Here is a 22,555-nt window from a genome sequence, read left to right as displayed (position 1 = left end):
TATGAAGAATGATAGTTTTATTTCGTTCTGCTTTTAATAGAGTCAGATGCTCCTTCAATGTCTCTTACCTTTTTCACTTTCTGGTTTCCAAAGTTGTACGTAAGGCTTACCATTATATTTCTCGGATATTGATTTTGATGTACATAATTGTAGTTTCCGTTTGCCTGATAGTCTTCAATCTTGACAATGTTTGTTCTTAGAATATCATTCAGATTCACGGCAAAAGTCCATTCATTCCAAATTTTCTTTATGCTAAGATCAAGACTCATCAGGCTTTTCAATGAACCCAGTTCAATTTGTTGCTTGTCGACAAAGAAATAATTAACCCCAAAGAACCATGTTTTCTTTTTATCAAGACGGATGGTGTTGTTTGTCTGGATTAATAAGCTGGTAGATTTTATATTGTTGGTGTATACAATAAACTCACCATCTTTGTTTTTGAACCGGTCTCCTGTTGTAGGATCAGTGTCCAGACTTCCGTTATTGATGTTATGCTGGAACCCAATATTGAAGTTTGTAGTCCAGTATTGTTTGAAGAATGACTTCTGAATTCCTACCATCGCAGACATCTCCTGCTTATCCCCAAAGTTTGTTCTGATATATCTCAATACAGGATTAGATCCTACGGTGCCGTCCGGAGCAACAGGATATCCCTGTAATGGAACCTGAGTAATAGCATCTTTAAAATAGGAATGACTTAAAATCAGGAAGTAAGAATTTTTATACATATAGGTAAGTTCCTGATTATACGTAGATGATGCTTTTACAAAAGGATTGTTCTGCGTGTAATTGTAGTCGGTCAGAATATTTTTTACCGGATTAATTTCCCAGAAACTTGGTCTTCGCATTCTGCTCGAAAAGGAATATGAAATATTGTTTTTGTCATTAATGGCATAGTTTACACTTAGATAAGGAAGTAAATTGTTGTAGTTTCTTTCTATTCTTTTAAGCTCATCAGTTGGAGCATTATCAGACGTTCCTAAGCTATTGGTGATCTCATATCTCGTTCCGATTTTTCCTGAAAACTTGTCTGAGAACTTCTTTTCTACCGTTACATAAAATCCATAAATATTTTCATCATAGATAAAGTGATTAGGCGCTGATTTTGGAGGTTTGGCAGGATCCAAAAAGAAAGTATCGTTTTTAGAATCATTGTCTGTTTTGGTTTTGTTAAAATTTCCTCCTACTGAAATGGTCAGATCATTTTTAAATTTTTGTATATAATCTACCATTCCCGAGAAATTATTGATAACCTGAGGAAGATCCTGGAATACTTGCGTGGTCATGTCTTTAATATCTCCATTTACATTCGAGGCGTAAGTCCTGTTATCGGTAAACTGAAATCTTTTATAATTCAGATAAGCTGCATTTACATTTAATTTACTCCCTAAAGAATCCGTTTTTAATTCATAGTTTAAGTTTAAAGAGTTGTTGTAAGTTCTTGCATCTTCCTTATTCTTTGACCAGGAGTAATTCGTGTTATTTCCATTTTTAATGGTGTTAAACAGGCTTACTGTAGAATTGTAACTCTTATTAGCCCAGGTGTTCCAGGATAATGCCAGGTTACTGTTGTCATTTAATTGGTAATCAATATTCAGATAGCCACCAATATTTTTGTTTGGATCATTGATATCTCCTACAGATTCGTTGGATGTGTCGGCAGTTCCGTTTCTCAGAACATATCTTTGAGGCTGAATATTTTCGCCCCCGTTAAGGTTAGCACTGATCCCAAGTTTATCCTTTCTGTAATTTGCTGAGAAGCTAGCCTGACTTGCATTATATTTACTTTGGGTATTAGAAAATCTCATATTACCATTAAGACCGTCACTCATTTTTTTCTTTAAGACAATATTGATGATCCCATCTGACGATTCTACCTGATATTCACTTCCGGGAACGGTGATAACCTCAATTTTCTGAATGTTTTCAGCAGGTGTATTTTTCAGGAACTGAACCAGAGATTCAGCATCCATATTTGTTTTTCTTCCGTTAATATAGATCAGAGCATTATTTTTTCCTGCAATCTTTAAGGTTTTGTCATCTGTTGACGACAATAAAGGGGTCTGCTTAAGAAGGTCAAAAGTGGTATTTCCTTTCGCAACAGGAGATGCCGCTACATCATATACAAAACGGTCACTTTGCTTTTTGAAAACCTGTTTGGTAATGGTAATTCCTTCTATATTTTTAGTCTTTGCCGTGTCAGCTTTCTTTTCCTGAGCAAAAATGCAGGTCCCGAATATGACTGCTATTGACAAAAGTATACGTTTCATGTTTGTTTTTTTTAGAGTGGTTGAGTGATATAGTTCTTTATAAATTAAGTTCTTGATTTTACAGCATCATTTGCTGATTTCATTTCCCTTGCTTTTTTCAGTTTCTGATTTCCAAAATTGTAAGTAACACCGATGCTTATCAGTCTTGGGTAGTTGAAGTTGGTGATGTTATTATATCTTCCATTAGGTTGTATTCCTTCAACTCTGTAAAAGCCTTGATTAAACAAGTCGTTTACTTCCGCTACAATAGTCCAGTCACCGATTATTTTTTTCAAATTGATATCCAGGCTTTGTCTTACTCCTACAACCCCTCCTTCCATTGCTTCTCTACTGGCAAAAAAGTAATTTACTCCTAAATACCAATCCTTTTTAGAAGAAAGGCGTACAACATTGTTTAAGGTAAGAGACATACTATAATTTTTAACATCAATAATATAAGGCTCCAGTTCCTCCGTTTCAAACGGGCCAGGTCTGGAAGTGGGGTCTTCCAATACAGCACCTTTGTAAATAGAGTATTTTAAATTAACAGAATAATTTGTAGTCCAGATATCTTTGAACCAGGATTTATTCATCCCCAGAGTTAGGTTAAGCTCCCTGTTTTTACCATAATTGGTTCTTATATATCTCAGGAATTTTGTGGTTTCCATGATCATATTACCATCGGCATCATACATGATATTACCATTTTCATCCAATTTCGGACCGGTTGATTTTCCTTGTAACGGAAGCATGTCAGAAGCAGAGGCATCTTCTACCATCGTAAAACTAAGATTGGCATAATATGCATTTTTGTACATATAATTAAGTTCCTGATTATAAAATTTAGAAGCTACAATGAAAGGATTATTCTGGGTATAATTGGTAGGAGTAAAGTAAGTTCTTGAAGGATTCAGCTCCCAGAATCTTGGTCTTCTGATTCTGCTGGAGAAGGTATAGCTTAGATTATGGTCAGAATTAATCGCATAGTTGAGGTTCAAATAAGGCAACAGGTTATTATAATTTCTTTCAAAACCGGTTTTGTCGACAATATCTCCGGTACTTCTGGTCATTTCATAACGGGCACCGATTTTTCCGGATATTTTCTCCGTTAATTTTCTTTCATAGTTGAGGTAAATTCCTAAGATATTTTCCTTATATATAAAATGATTGGTTTGTTTTGAATCCGGAACGAATTCACCGTTTTGTAACTTATCCTGTTTGGTGTCATTGTCTGTATTGGTGTGGTTGTAGCTGATCCCCATCAACCATGTTGCCCCTTTTGCTGTCTTTTTCAGATAATCAATATTAGCTGCATAGTTGTTGATAATTTGTGGAACAGATTGATGCAACGCAGAATATTTATTATTAGGATTAGAATTTAAGGGAAAACTTTCATTGAAACTTACTTTGTCTCTGTTAAACCATAAATAAGAAATATTAGAAGTAAGCTTGCTCCCCAATGAGTCGGTTTTGATTTCATAATTTAGATTAAAAGAATGATTCCTTGTCTGGGCATCTTCATGGTTTACAGTCCTGTTTGTCAAAACACCGTCCTGCCAGTTTGTAATATCAAGAATAGAATTAAAACTTTTATTATATCTCATGTTATATGAGAATCCAAGGCTTTGCTTTTTATTGATTTCATAATCAACATTAAACCCTCCGCTGTAGTTGTTGTTTGGATCATTATTGAATCCGTAGGATTCATTTCTAAATGTAGAATCACCATTTGATAAAGAATATTTCTGTCTTTCGGTCCAGCTTCCCGTTCTGAAGTTGGAGTTTCCTGACCACTTCCCCTGTCTGAAATTGAAAGAGGCTCCTGCATTTGGATTGTTATAATATCCCTGTTCATTCTGCATTTTAAGCGTTCCGTTGTAACCGTTATTTTTACTCTTCTTCATCACAATGTTGATCACGCCTTCAGTCGATTCCACCTGAAATTCACTTCCGGGAACCGTGATGACCTCAATTTTCTGAATGTCTTCTGAGGGTGTAGCTTTTAGCATTTCTATCAATGCCTCTGCATCCATGTTCGTTTTTTTATTATTGATATAGATGATGGCATCAGACTTTCCCAGAATCTTCAATGTTTTTCCATCAATGCTGGAAATCATTGGAGTTTGTTTTAAAAGATTAAAGGTATTGGTCCCTTTAGCAATAGGAGAGGAAGCTACATCATACACTAAACGGTCACCTTGTTTTTTGAAAACCTGCTTCTTGATATTCACTGCATCAATTGCATGTATTTTCAGACTGTCTTTTTTTTGCTGTGCAGTGATAAATCCGCTGAAGAATAGTGCTGCTATGAGAATTTGAGTTTTCATGATCATTATTTTTTAATTGTTAATAGCTTGTATGATTAGTTATTTAACATTACAAAGATATATAATAAATTTAGTATCATGCAATACAAAGTACTGAAAAATAATTTTACTTAGATTTAACTTATTGATTTTCAGTTAATAAAAATTTCAATAAAAAATAGTGCTGCCTGACCTTTCTGTACAATAAGACAACTGTAACAATAAATTTGTTACAGCAAAACTCAAAATTTTAATAAAAAAGAAATTATTCTCTATCGAACCTGGCTAGTTTTTTGTCTATCCAAATCGTAGCAAAGGGAAAAAATGCGGCAATTAATGCGAAGACGCTGTCTTCATCATCCCACGCATATATTTTTCTTATGGAAGGTAAAAATATCAGGTACAGTGTAAAGAAAAATCCGTGAATACTACCAATAGTACTGATGTACACAATTGGGAATAAGCCTTCGGGATCAATACGTATCCAGGTCATGGCTGTGAACAAAAAAAACCATGAAATAGCTTCAGCCAGACAGATCTGTTTAAACCATCTGATTACTTTTTCCTGAGAATATTTAGAGAAAATTTTTTCGAGAAATTCCATGTCTTAAAATATGAGTGATGAATGATAAGTAATGGATGAAAGTCTGTGCTCTGATTCCTAAACTTATTTCCTGAATTGCAAAATTACTTATAAAAACTGCTTCCATCCAAATATTCAAAAACTTCAGGTGGTAGCATAGGTCTCACATTCTTACTGTCTTTAATCATATTACGGATCTCTGTGGCAGAAAGCTCAATAACCGGGGCCTTTATCAAAGAAATATTTTCGTGTTGCAGATATTCCGGATCTTTCTTTTCACCATCAAAGACTCTTGGATACACAATAATGTGATGGTTTTTAATAAGTAGATCAGAATTTTTCCACTTATGAAGGCTGTTCAGGTTATCTTCTCCCATGATCAGACTGAAAGAATAGTCAGGATGTTTTTCATGAAGATAGGTAAGCGTATCAATAGTATAGCTGGGCTTCGGAAGAGAAAACTCTACATTGGAGGCTCTCATATTCGGATAATTTTTTACAGCTAGCTGAACCATATCAAGCCTGTTGTGATCATTCAACAAAGATTTTTTGTCTTTAAACGGATTCTGAGGGCTCACGACGAACCAAAGCTCATCCATATCAGAGTTTTCCAGGATATAATTAGCCAGAATAAGATGTCCGATGTGAATAGGATTAAAAGATCCGAAAAATAAGCCGATTTTTTTCATGTATTGAGGTCAGTAATAGGAAACAGCAATTAATCTCTAAATTTCACATCTTTAATGTTAAGATAATGAGTCACATTACCTTTCCAATGGTTTTCTTCCAAAGTGAAAGCAAGGTCAAAATTTTTAGTTTTAAAATCATCAACAAACTGTCCCAACTTAAAACCAACACATTCAATATTTCGTCCTGTAGATTCTTGTTTAATATAAAATTTCAGGTGATTATTATCTTTTCCCATTGTTTTTACATAGCCAGCCAATTTCTGATCTGTCAAGGTAAAAATAGGTTTCATATTATGAGGTCCGAACGGAGCCAGTTTTCTATGAAAATTGATGAACTCTCTGTTGATGTCTTCAACCTTAATTTCAGTATCAATCGAGATAGAAGGTTCTTTCTGGTGTTCCTGAATTTTCTCAGAAACAATTTTTTCAAATTTTTCCTTAAATGCCGCAAATTTTTCTTTTTCCATAGAAAGTCCTGCAGCTGCATGATGTCCACCGAATTTCAGAAAATATTCAGAGCACATATCAAGGGCTTCATGAACATCAAAATCAGAAACAGACCTTGCAGAAGCAACCATTTCTCCATTATTGCCATCAGTGAAAACCAAAGTCGGTTTATAGTAAGTTTCAATAAGTCTTGAAGCGACAATACCAATAACACCTTTATTCCATTCAGGATGATAGACAATGGTGCTATACTTTGTTTCCTGCTGAGATTCTATAATTTGATTCAGAGCAGAAAGGGTAGAATTCATATCCAGTTCACGTCTTTCATCGTTGAGATCCATAATGTCACTGACAATCTGATGAGCATGTTTCAGATTATCGGAAACCATTAATTCCACAGCAGCTCTACCATGCGATATTCTCCCTGCAGCATTAATTTTTGGAGCGATTTCAAAAACAATATTTGAAATTTCAAAATGAGATAACTTGTCTTCAGGAATCAATAATCTCAGACCTAGATTTCTTGTTTTTCTAAGAGTTTTCAACCCCATTTTAGCAAGAACCCGGTTTTCTCCTGTCATTGAAACAATATCGGCTGCAATTGAAATGGCCAGTAAATCGGTTAATTCAAATAATTCAGCATCTGGAATTTTATAAATGGTATTTAATCCCTGACAAAGTTTAAAACCAACACCGCATCCGGAAAGTTCTTTGAAAGGATATCGGCAGTCAGTTCTTTTAGGATCCAGAACTGCTGCAGCTTCCGGAATTGCGTCTCCAGGTAGGTGGTGATCACAAATAATGAAATCTATCCCAAGGTTAGTGGCATAGCTTACCATATCCAGTGCCTTGATTCCACAATCTAATGCGATGATTAATGAAAAATCATTTTCCTTAGCAAAATCAATGCCTTCAGTGGAAATTCCATATCCTTCAGAATTCCTGTCAGGAATATAATAATCTAAGTATTTTTTCTCAACAATTTTGCTGAGATAAAGATACATCAGAGCAACTGCTGTAGTTCCATCTACATCATAATCGCCGTATACCAATATTTTTTCTCCATTTTCAATCGCATTGGCAACTCGCTCAACCGCTTTTTGCATGTCTGCCATTAAAAATGGATTATGTATATCGTTAAGGTTTGGTTTGAAAAATTCTCTCGCCTTTTGATAATTGTCAATTCCTCTTAGAACGAGAAGTTTAGATTCAAAAGTTCCAAAACCAAGTGACGAACTTAGTCCATCCACAATTTCCTCATCGGGTTCAGGCTTATAAATCCATTTTTGACTCATTTCACAAAAATAAGGAAAATAAATAGCATTCTGAAAAGATCACGAATGAAGTTTAGGCTTTATAATTGTTAAAAAATAGTTATCTTCGTGCTCCAAATTTAAATGACTATGAAAAAAATTACTCTATGCCTACTATTTCTAGGCGCCATGCATTCGGTCAATGCTCAGAAAATTAATCTCGGAAAAGCAGCCGGAATAGTTACTAACGGAGCAAAAGCTTTATCATTTACCAATGAAGATGCCATTAAATTATCCAAAGAATCAGTAGATTGGATGGATAAAAATAATCCTGTAGCCGGAGCAAAGGATCCATATACCGTAAGACTCAATAAACTCTTTGGAAAGCACAAATCTCAGGATGGTCTGAATCTTAATTATAAGGTTTATAAAGTAAAAGATATCAATGCTTTTGCTTGTGCAGACGGTAGTGTGAGAGTCTTTTCTTCTTTGATGGACATCATGACGGATAATGAATTACTGGCTGTAATTGGACACGAAATTGGACACGTTAAAAATCAGGATACAAAAGACGCGATGAAATCTGCATACCTGAAAGCAGCGGCCTTAGATGCTGCATCATCAGCTTCCGGTGTCGTAGCTACGCTTAATGACAGCCAAATCGGAAAAATGGCAAATGCATTTGTAGATGCGTCTCACAGTAAAAAACAAGAATCCGAAGCAGATACTTATTCGTATGACTTTATGAAAAATAATAAGTATGATGTCGTTGGAGCGTACACAGCATTCAAAAAGTTGGCGTTACTTTCGGAAGGAAGTACACAGACAAATTTTGAAAAGATGTTTAACTCTCATCCGGATAGTGAAAAGAGAGCTTTGGCTATTAAGAAGAAAGCAGAGAAAGACGGATTATGGAAAGACCCTGGAACGGTGAGTCTTCCTACTTCAAAATTGACAAAATAATTATTTTATTTATTGTTTAAACGAAAATACCTCAAAGCATTGCTTTGAGGTATTTTTATATAGATTTTAATAATATCTGATTAAGAATACATTTTTTCTCTTAATTCTTTTACCTTTTTATCCGCAAGGTACTCGTCATAAGTCATTTCTCTGTCGATGATTCCGCTAGGAGTCAATTCGATGATCCTGTTACAGACTGTTGAAAGCATTTCGTGGTCATGAGAAGCCAATAAAAGGTTTCCTTTGAAGTTGGATAACGAGTTGTTCAACGTTGTAATACTTTCAAGATCTAAGTGGTTCGTTGGTTCATCTAATAAAAGAACATTGGCTTTCTGAAGCATCATTCTGCTGAACATACATCTCATTTTTTCTCCTCCTGAAAGTACTTTACAAGATTTTAAAGCTTCATCACCGGAGAAAAGCATTCTCCCTAAGAATCCTCTTACAAATTCTTCGTGACGCTCTTCATCGTTTTTAGTAAATTGTCTTAGCCAATCAACCAAACTTAAATCTTCCTGGAAGAAGTTGGTATTGTCCAAAGGCATGTGAGATTGGTTGGTGGTCACTCCCCAAGCTACGGTTCCTTTATCAGCCTGAACATTTCCTGCTAAGATTTCGAAAAATTCTGTAATGGCTAAAGAGTTTTTAGAAAGTACAGCTACTTTATCTCCTTTTTTAAGATTTAAGTCGATGTTAGAGAATAGAAGTTCTCCATCTTTCGTTTTTTCCAGACCTTTTACATCTAAAATCTGATCACCTGCCTCTCTTTCCATTTCGAAAATAATTGCCGGATATCTTCTTGAAGATGGTTTAATATCATCAATATTTAATTTATCGATCATTTTCTTTCTGGCAGTAGCCTGTTTAGCCTTTGCTACGTTAGAACTGAAACGTGCAATAAAGTCCTGGAGTTCTTTTTTCTTTTCTTCAGCTTTTTTATTGGCCTGAGCTCTTTGTCTTGTTGCTAACTGAGATGCCTGATACCAGAAAGAGTAGTTACCGGTATAAAGGTTAAGTTTAGAATAGTCCAGGTCACCAATATGGGTACAAACTGTATCTAAGAAGTGACGGTCGTGAGATACTACGATTACAGTATTTTCATAATCAGCAAGGAAATCTTCTAACCAAGAAATTGTTTCAATATCAAGGTCATTGGTAGGTTCATCCAGAATCAATACATCAGGATTACCGAAAAGTGCCTGAGCCAAAAGAACTTTTACTTTGTCCTTGTTCTCAAGTTCACTCATCAATTGCCAGTGCATATCATCAGAAATACCTACATTAGAAAGCATAGTCTGTGCATCAGATTCTGCAGTCCATCCACCCATTTCGTCATAGATTACACCTAGTTCACCAGCTTTAATTCCGTCTTCGTCAGAGAAATCTTCTTTTGCGTATAACGCATCCATTTCCTCTTTTATTTCAAATAATTTTTTGTTTCCTCTCAAAACCGCTTCAAGAACAGTAAACTGATCATAGGCAAAGTGATCCTGCTCCAAAACCGACATTCTTTTTCCAGGTTCAAGAGATACATTTCCTGTCGTCGGATCCTGCTTTCCAGTTAATATTTTAAGGAATGTAGACTTTCCCGCACCGTTTGCTCCGATGATTCCGTAGCAGTTTCCTTTGGTAAACATAATATTTACCTCGTCAAAAAGAACTCTTTTCCCGAATTGTAAAGATAAGTTAGATACTGTTAACATATAGTTTTGTAAATTTGGCGCAAAAATACGAAAAGAATTTGGGTATTTTGTAATATTATAATAGTCAAGTTTTTAAATGTATCGTATTTTCTATATATTTCAATAACGAAATTTTAAAATGATGAAGATTGAAAAAACAGTTAGCATATTAAACAAAAGAGCCCGCTTTGAATACGAAATTCTTGAAGAATATGAAGCAGGAATGGTTTTGACGGGTACCGAAATAAAATCTTTGCGTTCTTCTAAAGCATCTATCACAGAATCGTTCTGTCAGTTTATTGATGGGGAATTATACATCATTAATATGATGATTGATGAGTACAAATTGGGTACTTTTTACAATCACAAAACAAAAAGGGAACGGAAATTGCTGTTGCACAAAAAAGAATTACAAAAACTTGAAAAAAAGTTAAAGGATGCCGGGAACACAATTATACCTTTAAAATTATATATCACTGATCGAGGTAAAGCAAAGGTGCTGATAGCGCTTGGTAGAGGGAAAAAACTTTACGATAAAAGAGAGGCGATAAAAGATAGAGAAAATAAACGGAACCTGGACAGAATATTAAAGAAAAGTTAAAAATCATTTGAAAAACTTTGTATATAAAGAAAAATTATATTTATTTTGCATTATCAATTATTTAATCATTTAATTCTATGAAAAATCTAAAATTAGGAATTTCAGCATTGGCGCTTACTGTCGCTTCTACTGTTTTCGCGCAGACGACCAACAATCCGTGGTTAATCGGAGTTGGTGCTCATGCAGAAAACCATGTAGCTGCAAGAAGTAGCTTCGGTAATACGTTCTCTGCTAAAAATTTAACGAAGAGTATGTTCAATATGAACAACTTCTCTATTACACCTCCACTATCTAAGTTAACAGTTGCTAGAAACATTGCAAAAGGTTTCGTTATTGACTGGCAAACTTCAGTAGGAAATGTTGAAAACAAAAGATTCAACATGGGGAAAGAGTTCTACCTAATGACAGGTCTTGGTCTTCAGGTTAAAGCTGCAGGTCTTTTATGGAACGAAGAATCTTGGTTTGATCCATATTTAAGAGTTGGTGCTAACTACTTAAGACATGACTATACTGCACTTTCTTTCCCAAGAACAAGTGTAGATGCTAATGGTAACCCAATCGAAACTGTTCAAAACGGTAAAGATGGTAACGAAAACGGTAAAGCTAACTTCTTTGCTGTATCTACAGGTGCTGGTGCTAACTTCTGGGTAACTAAAAACTTCGGTCTTGGTGTTCAGGGTGATTATGTATCAACTCCAGGTGATAAATCTTCAGTTGCTAACCACTGGCAAGCTTCTGCATCTATCTTATTCAGATTTGGAAACAGAGATAGAGATAAGGATGGTATCCTAGATAAAGATGACCTTTGTCCAGATACTCCAGGTTTACCAGAATTCCAGGGATGTCCTGATACAGACGGAGATGGTGTTCCAGATAAAGACGATCAATGTCCAGATGTAGCTGGTCCAGTTGAAAACAACGGTTGTCCTTGGCCAGATACAGATGGTGATGGTGTTATCGACAAAGATGATGCTTGTCCTACAGTAGCAGGTCCTGCTGAAAACAACGGTTGTCCTTGGCCAGATACAGACGGTGACGGTATCTTAGATAAAGATGATGCTTGTCCTACTGTTCCAGGTCTTCCAGAATACAACGGATGTCCTAAACCAGAGAAAGTAATCTCTGAAGAAGCTACAGGTGCTCTTAAAGGTATCTTGTTCAACTTCAACAAAGCTACAATCAGACCAGAATCTAATGGTAAATTAGATGATGCTGCTAAGATTATTAAGCAATCTTCAAATGGTACATTCTTAGTAACTGGTCACACAGATGCTAAAGGTGCTGCTGCTTACAACTTGAAACTTTCAAGAGAAAGAGCTGCTTCTGTAGTTGCTGCTCTTGAATCTAGAGGAGTTAACGGTAACCAATTGAAATCTACTGGTGTTGGATCAAGAGATGCTAAAGTTCCTGCTAAAGCAACTGACGCTGAAAGAATGGTTGACAGAAAAGTAGTTGTTGAAGCTGTAAACGGTGCTGCTTGGGATGCACTTAAGAAATCTGATCTAGAAGTAGTAGTGAAGAAGACTGTAGTGAAGAAAGGAAAAGCTCCAGCTAAGAAAAAAGCTCCAGCTAAAAAAAGAAAATAATTAATTTTTCTAAATAATGAATACCTCCAATTTTTTTGGAGGTATTTTTTTTTTGTTGACTTTTAGTTAATTTTGTTGAAAATTAAAAAAATAAAATGGGTAGAGCATTTGAATATAGAAAAGCTTCTAAAATGGCCAGATGGGATAAAATGGCCAAAACATTCTCTAAAATAGGTAAAGACATTGCATTAGCAGTAAAAGCCGGAGGAACAGATCCGGAATCTAATCCGGCATTGAGAAGATGCATCCAGAATGCAAAAGGTGCCAATATGCCTAAAGATAATGTAGAAAGAGCAATTAAAAAGGCAAGCGGTGCAGACGCGGAAAACTATGAGGAAGTTACTTATGAGGGATACGGACAAGGAGGAGTTGCTTTCTTTGTAGAGTGTACTACAAATAATACCACGAGAACCGTTGCCAACGTAAGAGCCGTTTTCAATAAATTTGACGGAAACCTTGGTAAGAACGGAGAGCTTGCATTTATCTTTGACAGGAAAGGAATTTTTACAATTGATTTGGCTCAAATCAAAATGGATTGGGATGACTTTGAAATGGAAATGATTGATGGGGGAGCAGAAGATGTGGAAAAAGATGAGGACGAAGTCATGATTACAACGGCTTTTGAAGATTTTGGATCTTTATCTCATAAATTGGATGACCTTGGAATTGAAGCAAAGAGTGCAGAACTTCAAAGGATTCCAAATAACACCAAAGAAGTAACGGAAGAACAATTTAAAGCCAACATGAAAATGCTTGAGCGTTTCGAAGAGGATGATGACGTTCAGAACGTTTATCATAATATGGAGATTACAGAAGAACTAATGAACTCATTGTAAAAAATAATATAGCATTCATATACAGTTAACTTTCAATTAGTTTCTTTGTATAAAACTATGAAAAGAAACGTTGAATTAGTTGTCATATCGGATGTTCATTTAGGAACTTATGGATGTAAGGCTAAAGAATTGTTAAGATATCTCAATTCCATTCAGCCCAAAACATTAGTTTTGAATGGGGATATTATTGATATCTGGCAGTTCAAAAAGTCTTACTTCCCTAAACCTCATTTGAAAGTAATCAGGAAAATACTTTCATTTGCTACTAAAAATACCGATGTTTATTACATTACCGGAAACCATGATGAAATGTTCCGTAAGTTTACAGACTTTGAGCTTGGAAAACTTAAGGTTTGTAATAAAATTTGTCTGACTATTGATCAGAAGAAAACCTGGATTTTTCACGGTGATGTTTTTGATGCCTCCGTCCAACATTCTAAATGGATTGCTAAATTAGGAGGTAAGGGATATGATCTTCTAATCATTATTAATAATGTTGTTAACTGGTTTTTGGATAAAATGGGGAAAGAAAAATATTCTTTCTCAAAGAAAATCAAAAACAATGTGAAAAAAGCAGTGAAATATATCGGTGACTTTGAGCTTACAGCTTCAGAACTTGCTATTGACAATCAATATGATTATGTAGTATGCGGGCATATTCATCAACCACAAATCCGGGAAGTGGTCAATAAAAAAGGTTCCTGTACTTATTTGAATTCCGGCGACTGGATAGAAAACCTTTCTGCTCTGGAATATAATGACAAACAATGGAATATTTTTTATTATGATGATCATAAAGATCTGTTGATAGATGATGAAACAGAAGATATCCAGGAAATGGATAATTCTGATCTTTTAAAAATCGTAACGAACTTTACCTAAATGAAAATCTTATATGCATTTCAGGGTACCGGAAACGGACATATGGCTAGAGCTCAGGAAATAATTCCTATTCTCAAAAAATATGCTTCGGTAGATACATTGATCAGTGGACATCAGTCACAATTAAAGGCTGATTTTGATATTAATTTTCAGTATAAAGGTATTTCCCTGCTTTATAATAAAACAGGAGGTTTATCCTATCGCAAAACCTTCACCGAAAACAAATTTGTGGATGCGGTGAAAACAATAAGAAATTTAGAGCTTTCACAATATGATTTAATCATCAACGATTATGAACCTTTAACAGGATGGGCCTCAAAAATAAAAAATCTACCGATGATTGAACTCAGCCATCAGGCTTCGATGAGTTTCCCCGAGACGCCAAAGCCGGAAAGCAAAGATTTTCTGGGAGAGCTGATTCTAAAATACTATGTTCCAAGTGAGAGAAAGATCGGATTTCATTTTGAAAATTATCATCCTCAAATAAAAAAGCCGGTGATCAGAAAAAAGATCAGGGAGCTTAATCCTTATAAACAGGGCTATTATCTTGTTTACTTACCAAGTTTTGCAGATGAAAATATCATCAAAGTTTTAAGAAAGATCCCGGTGCAGTGGAAGGTGTTTTCAAAATACAGCAAGGTAAGGGTGAAAGTGAAAAATGTTGAAGTTTTTCCGATTGACGAAACTCAATATCTGAAGTATTTTGAAGGTTGTGACGGTATATTGTGTAATGCCGGTTTTGAAACACCTGCAGAAGCACTTTTTATGGATAAAAAACTATATGTAATTCCTATCCACAATCAATATGAGCAGGAATGCAATGCATGTGCCTTAGATAAAATGGGAATACCAAATTCTAAAGTATTAAAGTTGCAGGAGATTATGGAGTGGGTAGCTTCAGATCATCATCTCAAAGTTGATTACCCAAATGATATTGAGGATATACTTCTGAATGAAGTTTTAATTCTTTAATAAAATATCATCCACATCATTCATTCTCATCATTACAGATCTTGCATAAGAACAATGAGGATATACCTTCCAGTTATTCTCTCTCGCAAATCTGATGGCCTCTTCCACTAAAAATTTTCCCATTCCTCTTCCTTCAAATTCTGGATGAACAAGAACAAATGAGATAATCAACTTATGATCTTCGGGAAAAATAGTATACGTAAGTCTTCCTACTTCTTTAATGTCATTATTGAGTGTAAGAACTCCGCCGTTTCCGGATTTATTATTTTCAAATTTCATGATTTAGACTTTTACTGTTAATAAAGATACAAAAATTACACCGACCGGTTGATGACGCTTATTAATTGTCTTTCCCTGTGTAATAATTATAATCTTTAATAATGACATTGATAAACTGCCTTTCCGTCATTTTGGTAGGGTCTATCTCCAGTTTTAGAATTCCTTTGATTTTATCAGAAAGTCTGCTGATAATCTGACGATCATCTACTTTCAGAGCTTTGGTGTAATTATCTTTAATAATTCTCATATCATTATCACTTAAAGCAATAACCTGAGGAAAAGAAGGAATATAGTTTTCCTGAATATTTTCCAAAATAGTATGAGAAATATTGATGTTGTTCTTTAATGAAATGACTGCTGTTCCTGACGCAATATCCCCCAGACGCTGATTGTTTTTGGATACAATCATGGAGATAAGTCCTACTAAACCTGCAAATGAAATATCAACAATTCTGAATACCCACCGGATCATGTAGTCCCCAAAACTTGCCTGATACCCGTCAATCTTTACCACTCTTATTTTCATAAGTTTTTTACCAGGTGTTTGCCCTTCCATTAAACTTTCAAGAACAAGAGGGTAGATATATATCGGAAAGGTAAGAACAATATAAATGGCCATCACAGACCATTGGTCGAGACCATTCAGTATATAACCCAGATCAAAAATATTAAAAAAGACATACAGGACTATAATCACATAAGCAACTCTGATCAGGAGATCAATGATAAATGCAAGCATTCTTTCTCCAACACCGGCAATATTAAAGCTAATATTTACATTTTGTGAAGTATTTATCGCAATTTGAGACATATTTTTTATTATTTTAGCTTTTACAATTATGAGAGAGGTTTATTTCATTAAACAAAATAAAGAAAAATGGTTGGGAATAGAACAGGTTATTGATGGGAAAATTAAAAAAAATCCTGATGACCTGTCTTCGTTATATATTAACCTGATCAATGATCTTTCTTTTGCACAGACTTACTATCCTAAAAGTAATACAACAATTTATCTGAACCATTTGTCTTCTCAGATTTTTCAGAAGATTTATAAAACAAAGAGGGTAGAAGAGAACAGGATGATCTATTTTTTCAAAACTGAGATTCCTTTATTGGTGTATCAATATCGTAGGTATCTGATGTATGCTTTTCTTTTTTTCATTTTATTTACATCAATAGGAGTTATATCTGCTATTTATGATAAAGAATTTGCCAATATTATTCTTGGAGAGGATTATGTAAATCAAACGATTGAAAATATTAAAAACAATAATGCAGTAGGGATTTACCAAAGCGGGAGTACCTGGGGAAGCACCATTGGGATTATATTTAATAATATTCAGGTAGGTGCTAAATTATATATTTATGGTATTACCGGCGGAGTGGGAACTTTATTTGCCCTTTTGTCAAATAGTGTAATGTTGGGATCTTTTCAGTATTTTTTCTATGATTATGGAGCTTTAAAGGACAGTGCCAGGGGAATATGGCTTCACGGGGTTTTTGAAATTTTTGCGATGGTGGTCGAGGCGATGTGTGGATTGATCCTGGGAGCATCTATTCTTTTCCCAAAAACATTGTCAAGATTTAATTCTTTTAAAAAAGGTTTTCAGGATTCATTTAAAATATTTTTAAGTACTGTTCCTTTCACAATTTGTGCCGGTATTATTGAAGGCTATGTTACCAGACATGCTTTGAAAATGCCTTTAATATTGAACGTAGTAATTATCATCACCTCACTTGCCATCATAGGATTTTATTATTTTGTATACCCTTATATGGTCAATAAAAAAACTAATAAACACATCAATGATACAATTTTATAAGAAAAGAGAGTTTGGAACATTTATCAGCGATAGTTTCAACTTTTTCAAATTATACGGGAAGAATTATTTTAAGAATTATATTCTGATCAATGGGCTGCTTTTGATTTTAGCTGCTGTTGTTGTCATTTTCGGATTCAGAGAGATTTTCGGACAGCTTTTAGGACCTAATATGAGTGGTGAAACCTATTATTTTGAAAAATATTTTTCAGATAATGCGGGAATGCTTGTAGTGGTTGCTGTTTTGATGTTTATCCTTTTAATGCTTATCGCTGTAATTAATTATTTGTATCCTGTTTTTTATTTAAAAAGAATTGCTCAGGGTGCAGAAAAAATAAAAACAGATGAGATTCTGGATGATTTTAAAAAGAATGCAGGCAGAATAGGAAAACTATGTCTCGGAATGGTTTTCATTGTAGCACCACTGGTCCTGTTCGTAGTAGGATTTTCCTATGTCCTGGTGCTGATCATTATCGGTTTTTTCCTGATATTGCTTCTATATCCAACAATATTCAATTGTACTACATTTTTAATGTATGATTATTTTAACTCATCCAGAGGCTTTCTGGAAAGTTTAAGTTATTCGATTCGTTCGCAGTTTTCTTATGTGAATGGAAGCGAAAAATCTCCCTATTGGAAATACTGGGCATCTTCTTTTGTAATGTTTATTATCATGTACATTGCCACATCGGTTTTTACATTGGTTCCCATGTTATTCTTTTATGGCTCAATTCTGACTTCTACGCCGGATGGTAGTTTTGAAGAAAACCCTTTTACCGGTACCATGGGAATTGCGATGTTTATTTTCTACGGAATATCAATGATTCTCTCCTTTTTCTTATCAAATCTAATGTATATTAATGCTGGTCTTATGTATTATGATAGCAGAACAGACCTTCATCAGAAAGTGGAACTTGCAGAAATAGACACGATTGGTATCAATGAATAAAATTATTTTTTTTATAATATTTCTCTTTTCTCTGGGAGCTCTGCAAGCTCAGGACGAAACTCCTGTGGATGATTATTTAACAGATTCTCTGTATACTACCGGGCATTATAGAAATATGCTGCCGGCAGATTCTGTGCTAAAGACAAATCCGGTTTCAGAAAGTATTGTGTATCCTAAAACCTTTAAAGACAATGTGCCTTCAAGGTATAAGGGAAATGAATTTGATTATTCAGAGTCCAAACCCAGAGAATCATTCTGGGCGAAGTTATTAAGGAAAATAAAAAGTGCTTTAAGAGGTATTTTCGGAGAAACTGTCTTTACCAAATCTGCAAAGCTTACGACAACACTTGTGCGTCTGTTTGCGATTATTCTTATTGGTTTTCTGTTGTATTTTGTCATCAGATATGTTCTTGGAAAAGATGGAAATTTTATTTTTGGTAAAAAGAATAGAAAATTAGATCTGAATGTAGAGGAACTACATGAGAATATCCACGAGATTAACTTTCCTGAAAGTATTGTGAAATTCGAACATGAGAAAGATTATCGTTCTGCAGTACGCTATCAGTTTCTTTTTATTCTTAAAAAATTGAGTGATAAGAAACTGATCAACTGGAATCCTGAGAAAACCAACAAAGACTATGTTGCAGAACTAAAGGCTGCTCATCTTAAAAATGAATTTTCTGATCTGTCCTATATTTTTGAGTATGTATGGTATGGAGAGTTCAATATTGAAGAACAGAGCTATCAAAAATTTAAAAATCAGTTTCAGACATTTAAACCATAATCGAACTAACCATGAATAAAACTTTCAAAATATATGCTGTAATTTTCATCATTGTGATGGTTATTCTGGCGTTGCTTGAAGTTAATAAAAAGGAAACTACAGATTGGCGTAAGACTTTTGATCGTAATGAAAAATCACCCTTTGGTCTGTTTGTTTTTAGTAATGAGGCCAAAGATCTTTTTAAAGGGAATCTGAAAAAAGTAGAACAGGCTCCTTATGAATATTATAACCAATACAAAAAAGAGCCTCACAATATTGTCCTTATTGAGAATAATATAGATAAAGAATCCTGGAAGAAAATTCTTGATCAGGTAGCAAAAGGCTCAGATGCAATGCTGATGGCAAGTAGAATGCCTAAGCAGATTTCGGATACCATTGGATATTATGACTCCGAAATTTCTTTTGAAGAAGAAAACGTTCTGAAGCTTACTGACAAAAAGTATCAGAATGATTTTATTAAACTCGATAAATTCCCTTCTGGAAGAGGATTCTCATTTATAAAGCCAGGAGTTGTTGTATTAGGAAAAACTGTTGAAAAGAAAAATGCTGATCAGGCCAATTTTATTAAGATCAAATTTGGAAAAGGGAATATCTATGCTCACAGTGAACCTCTTTTTCTTACGAATTATTATTTGCTGAAACCCGGGAATGTAAAATATGCGCAAGATGTTTTCTCATATCTCCCGGACAGAGAGACATTATGGTTTGTTGAGAATAACTCAAAGACCTCCCGGTTCTTTATGAGATTTATTTTGAGCAATCCGGCACTGAAATATGCCTGGTGGATCTTTTTAGGAGGATTGGTTTTATTTATTTTCTTTAATGCAAAAAGAAAACAGAGAATAGTTCCCGTTATAGAACCATTGCGAAATACTTCCGTAGATTTTGTAAAAAGCATTGGAAATCTGTATCTTCAGGAAGGTGATTTTCATGATATGATGGCAAAGAAAGCTCAGTATTTTCTGAATAAAGTGAGAATAGATCTGCTGATTGATACACAAGATTTAGATACAGACTTTGCCAAGAAGCTACAACTTAAGACAGGAAAACCTATGGAAATTATTAACGAAGCTATAAGCCTTATTAAAAGAGCACAAGATCCCTATGCTCAAGTAATGAAAGAAGATTTAGCGAGAATAAATAAACTTCTTGACGACATATTAAAATAAAAGAGTCCCAACAGGACGATTTAACCCAAGATAGAAGAAATTTCTATCAACAAAAAAATAGAAATTATGGAAAACACTGATAACCCAAATATAGAAAACCAAAGCGCTATCAACCTTAATAAACAAGAAGAGCAGTTTGAGTCACGAATTGATATGATTGAACTTCGTGCCAGTTTAGATAAGGTAAAATCGGAAATAGCAAAAGTAATCGTTGGGCAAGAAAGTATGATTGAACATCTTCTGGCGGCATTGCTTTCAAACGGACATGTCCTGATCGAAGGTGTACCTGGTGTTGCAAAAACGATTACAGCAAAATTGTTGGCAAAAACAATTGATGTAGGCTTTAGCAGAATTCAGTTTACCCCGGATCTTATGCCTTCGGATATTCTGGGAACCTCTATATTCAGTATGAAAAATTCTGAATTTGAATTTAAAAAGGGACCTATCTTCTCCAACTTTATACTTATTGATGAGATCAACAGATCGCCGGCAAAAACTCAGGCCGCATTATTTGAAGTGATGGAAGAAAGGCAGATTACGATGGATGGCATCCGATACATTATGGAAGAACCATTTCTGGTTGTAGCAACTCAGAATCCAATAGAACATGAGGGTACATACAGACTTCCGGAAGCTCAGCTAGACCGTTTCCTGTTTAAAATTAACGTGGGCTATCCTAATCTTGAGCAGGAAATTACAATCATTAAAAATCAGCACGAAAGCAAAAATGAAGATAAGACAGATGGTGTACATCATGTAATCACAGCACAACAATTGAAAAATTACCAGCATTTGGTAAAAGATATCATTGTGGAAGCTCAGCTGATGGAATATATTGCTAAAATTATCATCAATACCAGAGAGAATCAGTTCTTATACCTGGGAGCTTCACCAAGGGCTTCTCTAGCACTCCTCACAGCTTCAAAAGCGTTTGCCGCATTAAGAGGCAGAGACTTTGTTACTCCGGAAGATATTAAAGAAGCGAGCTATGCTGTTTTAAGACACAGAGTCATTGTTTCTCCCGAAAGAGAGATGGAAGGCCTTACTGCTGATGAAATTATCCGTCAGATTTTAGAGGGGATAGAGATTCCGAGATAGGTAGTAGATAATAGGTGGGAGGTAGAGGTAATGGAAAACCCCAATTTAATCAAAGTATACAACCAGTAACCTAATCAATGAAAAATTTATACATCAATACTCGCTTTTTCTTTATGCTCATCGGAGTGGGGATTCTGTATGTTCTTGCATTTTTCTTCCCGGTTATTATGTGGGCAGCACACTTCACGCTGCTGCTGTGCTTTTTTGCTGCAATGGTGGATTATCTGCTAATTTTTAACCAAAAAAATGCATTACAGGCTCAGAGAATATTACCGGAAAAACTTTCAAACGGAGACGAAAATTTTGTAAAAATTGACATCAAAAACAATTATAGCTTTAAAATAAGGACTAAAATTATTGATGAAATCCCGTTTCAATTTCAGAAAAGAGATTTTTTAATTGAAAAGAATATTAATAGCGGGTCCAATACTTTTTTTCAATACACCTTAGACCCGAAAGAAAGAGGTGAGTATCACTTTGGAAGCTTGAATATTTATGCATCTTCACCACTAGGCTTTGTTTCAAAAAGATTCAATTTTCAAAAAGATGTAATGTTGCCTTCTTATCCATCTTTTATTCACCTTAGAAAATATGAATTGATGGCTCTTCAGAGTGAGTTTTTGCTGGGTGGAATTAAAAAAATCAGAAAATTGGGACACACCATGGAATTTGAGCAGATCAAAGACTATGTACCTGGTGATGATATCAGAACCATCAACTGGAAAGCGACTTCCAAAACGAATCGTTTGATGGTCAATCAATTCCAGGATGAAAAATCACAACGTATTTTTATGTTGATTGACAAGGGAAGAACGATGAAAATGCCCTTCAACGGATTAAGCTTACTTGACTATTCTATTAATGCAACAATGGCATTGTCTCATATTATTTTAAGAAAAGGAGACCGTGCAGGAATGATGACCTTCTCCAAGAAAGCTGAAAATAAAATTGCAGCAGACAATAAATCAGGACAATTGAAGAAGATATCCGAGGCCCTTTACAATGTTAAAACTGATTTCTTTGAGAGTGATTTTAACCGCCTTTATCAGGATGTGAAATACTCTATTAACCAGAGAAGTTTAATTTTACTTTTTACCAACTTTGAGACACTTGATGGCCTTAATCGCCAATTGAAATATCTTCGGGGAATTGCTAAAAACCATTTACTGGTAGTTGTATTTTTTAAAAATTCAGAATTGCAGACGCTTGTGAATAAGAATCCTGAAAATATGCAGGAGATCTATGACGAGATTGTGGCCGAAAAATTTGAGTTTGAAAAGAAACTGATCATTCAGGAACTTCGTAAATATGGAATTTATACCGTGTACACCCTTCCCGAGAATTTGAATATTGATGTTATCAATAAATATTTAGAGATCAAAGCGAGAGGAATTTTATAATTTTGTA

General features: G+C 34.8%; 20 protein-coding genes. 12 read left to right on the top strand and 8 right to left on the bottom strand.

The annotated features are described in order from the left end of the window. Positions 1-17: 17 nt before the first annotated feature. The 5 genes from C1631_RS15890 to recJ all read right to left on the bottom strand — a co-directional run bounded on the left by C1631_RS15890 (position 18) and on the right by recJ (position 7,569). Positions 18-2,270, bottom strand: coding sequence for a TonB-dependent receptor domain-containing protein (locus C1631_RS15890; protein ID WP_103246886.1), 2,253 nt, complete (start codon positions 2,268-2,270; stop codon positions 18-20). Positions 2,271-2,314: 44 nt separating this feature from the next. Then, the gene (locus tag C1631_RS15885) at positions 2,315-4,576 is read right to left on the bottom strand and encodes an outer membrane beta-barrel family protein (protein ID WP_109713694.1); all 2,262 of its coding nucleotides are present in this window, start codon (positions 4,574-4,576) and stop codon (positions 2,315-2,317) included. A 244-nt stretch (positions 4,577-4,820) separates the two neighbouring features. Beyond that, complete coding sequence (locus tag C1631_RS15880) at positions 4,821-5,159, bottom strand: DUF3817 domain-containing protein (protein WP_103246885.1); 339 nt, start codon at positions 5,157-5,159, stop codon at positions 4,821-4,823. An 83-nt stretch (positions 5,160-5,242) separates the two neighbouring features. Next, positions 5,243-5,827, bottom strand: coding sequence for a nicotinate (nicotinamide) nucleotide adenylyltransferase (gene nadD, locus C1631_RS15875; RefSeq protein ID WP_103246884.1), 585 nt, complete (start codon positions 5,825-5,827; stop codon positions 5,243-5,245). 29 nt (positions 5,828-5,856) lie between these two features. Next, positions 5,857-7,569: a single-stranded-DNA-specific exonuclease RecJ gene (gene recJ / locus C1631_RS15870; protein ID WP_103246883.1), complete on the bottom strand. Its 1,713-nt coding sequence runs from the start codon at positions 7,567-7,569 to the stop codon at positions 5,857-5,859. A gap of 108 nt (positions 7,570-7,677) precedes the next feature. On the opposite strand from recJ, the gene C1631_RS15865 reads away from it, so the two are divergent. Further along, entirely contained in the window at positions 7,678-8,490 is an 813-nt protein-coding gene (locus C1631_RS15865; RefSeq protein WP_103246891.1) for a M48 family metallopeptidase, read from the top strand. A gap of 80 nt (positions 8,491-8,570) precedes the next feature. On the opposite strand, the gene C1631_RS15860 is transcribed toward C1631_RS15865, so the two are convergent. Next, on the bottom strand, positions 8,571-10,193 hold the full coding sequence (locus C1631_RS15860; protein ID WP_103246882.1) for an ABC-F family ATP-binding cassette domain-containing protein: 1,623 nt from the start codon (positions 10,191-10,193) through the stop codon (positions 8,571-8,573). A 121-nt stretch (positions 10,194-10,314) separates the two neighbouring features. On the opposite strand from C1631_RS15860, the gene smpB reads away from it, so the two are divergent. The 5 genes from smpB to C1631_RS15835 all read left to right on the top strand — a co-directional run bounded on the left by smpB (position 10,315) and on the right by C1631_RS15835 (position 15,049). After that, positions 10,315-10,773: an SsrA-binding protein SmpB gene (smpB, locus tag C1631_RS15855; RefSeq protein WP_103246890.1), complete on the top strand. Its 459-nt coding sequence runs from the start codon at positions 10,315-10,317 to the stop codon at positions 10,771-10,773. Between the two features lie 77 nt (positions 10,774-10,850). Beyond that, a complete protein-coding gene (locus C1631_RS15850; RefSeq protein ID WP_103246881.1) occupies positions 10,851-12,359 on the top strand; it encodes an OmpA family protein in 1,509 nt (502 codons plus the stop codon). A 95-nt stretch (positions 12,360-12,454) separates the two neighbouring features. Beyond that, positions 12,455-13,195, top strand: a complete 741-nt coding sequence (locus tag C1631_RS15845; RefSeq protein WP_103246880.1) for a YebC/PmpR family DNA-binding transcriptional regulator — start codon at positions 12,455-12,457, stop codon at positions 13,193-13,195. A 57-nt stretch (positions 13,196-13,252) separates the two neighbouring features. Further along, the gene (locus C1631_RS15840) at positions 13,253-14,077 is read left to right on the top strand and encodes a UDP-2,3-diacylglucosamine diphosphatase (RefSeq protein WP_103246879.1); all 825 of its coding nucleotides are present in this window, start codon (positions 13,253-13,255) and stop codon (positions 14,075-14,077) included. Continuing rightward, positions 14,078-15,049, top strand: a complete 972-nt coding sequence (locus C1631_RS15835) for a glycosyltransferase family protein (RefSeq protein WP_103246878.1) — start codon at positions 14,078-14,080, stop codon at positions 15,047-15,049. It begins immediately after the preceding gene. Here C1631_RS15835 and C1631_RS15830 read toward each other — a convergent pair. Continuing rightward, positions 15,038-15,328, bottom strand: coding sequence for a GNAT family N-acetyltransferase (locus tag C1631_RS15830; RefSeq protein WP_103246877.1), 291 nt, complete (start codon positions 15,326-15,328; stop codon positions 15,038-15,040). The two genes, C1631_RS15835 and C1631_RS15830, sit on opposite strands and share 12 nt — an antisense overlap. Before the next feature lie 61 nt (positions 15,329-15,389). Beyond that, positions 15,390-16,139 carry an RDD family protein gene (locus C1631_RS15825; protein ID WP_103246876.1) on the bottom strand — a complete coding sequence of 250 codons (750 nt, stop codon included), beginning with the start codon at positions 16,137-16,139 and terminating at the stop codon, positions 15,390-15,392. Between the two features lie 28 nt (positions 16,140-16,167). On the opposite strand from C1631_RS15825, the gene C1631_RS15820 reads away from it, so the two are divergent. The 6 genes from C1631_RS15820 to C1631_RS15795 all read left to right on the top strand — a co-directional run bounded on the left by C1631_RS15820 (position 16,168) and on the right by C1631_RS15795 (position 22,548). After that, positions 16,168-17,151, top strand: coding sequence for a stage II sporulation protein M (locus tag C1631_RS15820; RefSeq protein WP_109713382.1), 984 nt, complete (start codon positions 16,168-16,170; stop codon positions 17,149-17,151). Then, the gene (locus C1631_RS15815; protein ID WP_109713380.1) at positions 17,135-18,097 is read left to right on the top strand and encodes a DUF4013 domain-containing protein; all 963 of its coding nucleotides are present in this window, start codon (positions 17,135-17,137) and stop codon (positions 18,095-18,097) included. The genes C1631_RS15820 and C1631_RS15815 overlap by 17 nt, the downstream gene beginning before the upstream one ends. Continuing rightward, positions 18,090-18,881 (top strand): DUF4129 domain-containing protein, encoded by a 792-nt coding sequence (locus tag C1631_RS15810; RefSeq protein ID WP_109713377.1) that lies wholly within the window; start codon positions 18,090-18,092, stop codon positions 18,879-18,881. The genes C1631_RS15815 and C1631_RS15810 overlap by 8 nt, the downstream gene beginning before the upstream one ends. Positions 18,882-18,892: 11 nt before the next feature. Further along, positions 18,893-20,050: a DUF4350 domain-containing protein gene (locus tag C1631_RS15805; protein WP_103246872.1), complete on the top strand. Its 1,158-nt coding sequence runs from the start codon at positions 18,893-18,895 to the stop codon at positions 20,048-20,050. 66 nt (positions 20,051-20,116) lie between these two features. Continuing rightward, positions 20,117-21,148: an AAA family ATPase gene (locus tag C1631_RS15800; protein ID WP_185144674.1), complete on the top strand. Its 1,032-nt coding sequence runs from the start codon at positions 20,117-20,119 to the stop codon at positions 21,146-21,148. Positions 21,149-21,225: 77 nt separating this feature from the next. Then, positions 21,226-22,548: a DUF58 domain-containing protein gene (locus C1631_RS15795; RefSeq protein WP_109713375.1), complete on the top strand. Its 1,323-nt coding sequence runs from the start codon at positions 21,226-21,228 to the stop codon at positions 22,546-22,548. Positions 22,549-22,555 lie beyond the last annotated feature (7 nt).

Source organism: Chryseobacterium phosphatilyticum (assembly GCF_002899825.2).
GTDB lineage: Bacteria > Bacteroidota > Bacteroidia > Flavobacteriales > Weeksellaceae > Chryseobacterium > Chryseobacterium phosphatilyticum.
Note: the sequence above shows the minus strand (reverse complement) of the source record. Positions and strands in the feature narration are given on the sequence as shown.

Coding starts and splice junctions, on each gene's coding strand:
- C1631_RS15890 (WP_103246886.1), bottom strand. CDS start 2,270: ATGAAACGTATACTTTTGTCAATAGCAGTCATATTCGGGACCTGCATT.
- C1631_RS15885 (WP_109713694.1), bottom strand. CDS start 4,576: ATGAAAACTCAAATTCTCATAGCAGCACTATTCTTCAGCGGATTTATC.
- C1631_RS15880 (WP_103246885.1), bottom strand. CDS start 5,159: ATGGAATTTCTCGAAAAAATTTTCTCTAAATATTCTCAGGAAAAAGTA.
- nadD (WP_103246884.1), bottom strand. CDS start 5,827: ATGAAAAAAATCGGCTTATTTTTCGGATCTTTTAATCCTATTCACATC.
- recJ (WP_103246883.1), bottom strand. CDS start 7,569: ATGAGTCAAAAATGGATTTATAAGCCTGAACCCGATGAGGAAATTGTG.
- C1631_RS15865 (WP_103246891.1), top strand. CDS start 7,678: ATGAAAAAAATTACTCTATGCCTACTATTTCTAGGCGCCATGCATTCG.
- C1631_RS15860 (WP_103246882.1), bottom strand. CDS start 10,193: ATGTTAACAGTATCTAACTTATCTTTACAATTCGGGAAAAGAGTTCTT.
- smpB (WP_103246890.1), top strand. CDS start 10,315: ATGAAGATTGAAAAAACAGTTAGCATATTAAACAAAAGAGCCCGCTTT.
- C1631_RS15850 (WP_103246881.1), top strand. CDS start 10,851: ATGAAAAATCTAAAATTAGGAATTTCAGCATTGGCGCTTACTGTCGCT.
- C1631_RS15845 (WP_103246880.1), top strand. CDS start 12,455: ATGGGTAGAGCATTTGAATATAGAAAAGCTTCTAAAATGGCCAGATGG.
- C1631_RS15840 (WP_103246879.1), top strand. CDS start 13,253: ATGAAAAGAAACGTTGAATTAGTTGTCATATCGGATGTTCATTTAGGA.
- C1631_RS15835 (WP_103246878.1), top strand. CDS start 14,078: ATGAAAATCTTATATGCATTTCAGGGTACCGGAAACGGACATATGGCT.
- C1631_RS15830 (WP_103246877.1), bottom strand. CDS start 15,328: ATGAAATTTGAAAATAATAAATCCGGAAACGGCGGAGTTCTTACACTC.
- C1631_RS15825 (WP_103246876.1), bottom strand. CDS start 16,139: ATGTCTCAAATTGCGATAAATACTTCACAAAATGTAAATATTAGCTTT.
- C1631_RS15820 (WP_109713382.1), top strand. CDS start 16,168: ATGAGAGAGGTTTATTTCATTAAACAAAATAAAGAAAAATGGTTGGGA.
- C1631_RS15815 (WP_109713380.1), top strand. CDS start 17,135: ATGATACAATTTTATAAGAAAAGAGAGTTTGGAACATTTATCAGCGAT.
- C1631_RS15810 (WP_109713377.1), top strand. CDS start 18,090: ATGAATAAAATTATTTTTTTTATAATATTTCTCTTTTCTCTGGGAGCT.
- C1631_RS15805 (WP_103246872.1), top strand. CDS start 18,893: ATGAATAAAACTTTCAAAATATATGCTGTAATTTTCATCATTGTGATG.
- C1631_RS15800 (WP_185144674.1), top strand. CDS start 20,117: ATGGAAAACACTGATAACCCAAATATAGAAAACCAAAGCGCTATCAAC.
- C1631_RS15795 (WP_109713375.1), top strand. CDS start 21,226: ATGAAAAATTTATACATCAATACTCGCTTTTTCTTTATGCTCATCGGA.